The organism is Pseudomonas brassicacearum (genome assembly GCF_003732265.1).
GTDB classification, from domain to species: Bacteria; Pseudomonadota; Gammaproteobacteria; order Pseudomonadales; family Pseudomonadaceae; genus Aquipseudomonas; species Aquipseudomonas brassicacearum_D.
This window is the reverse complement of sequence record NZ_MOBK01000057.1, coordinates 1-470: the sequence shown is the minus strand read 5'-3', so window position 1 is coordinate 470 and position 470 is coordinate 1. Positions and strand designations below refer to the sequence as shown.

Annotated in this window: 1 protein-coding gene; it reads left to right on the top strand. The window is 61.7% G+C overall.

Annotation, left to right across the window (positions count from 1 at the left end; all coding sequences use genetic code 11):
* The coding region (locus BK660_RS30015; RefSeq protein WP_259698547.1) for a SulP family inorganic anion transporter at positions 1-470 on the top strand (470 nt) is incomplete at both ends.

Below are 470 nucleotides of genomic sequence, written 5' to 3'. Positions count from 1 at the left end.
GGCACAAACGTATCCCGGGTATCTTGATCGCCGTGGCTGGCGCCACCCTCTGCGTCGGTGTGCTGGACCTTGCGACGAAATACGGCATATCGTTGCTCGGCGAGCTTCCACAAGGCATGCCCGCGTTCGCCATTCCCTGGATCACGTCCGCCGATATAGTCCCGGTGCTGATCGGTGGCTGCGCCGTCGCGCTGGTTTCGTTCGCCGATACCAGCGTGCTCTCGCGAGTCTATGCGGCGCGATCGCGAACGTACGTCGATCCCAACCAGGAGATGGTCGGGCTCGGCGTCGCTAACCGAGAGGCCGGTTTTTGCCAGCGTTTTCCCATCAGCAGCAGCTGGTCATGCAATCCGGTTGTCGAGGGCGCTGGCGTGAACACCCTATTGTCCGACGTAGTCGGTGCGCCAGCGGTGACATTGTTGTTGATGGTGGCGGCAAACCTGTTGCAGGAGCTGCGCAACAGAACGCTG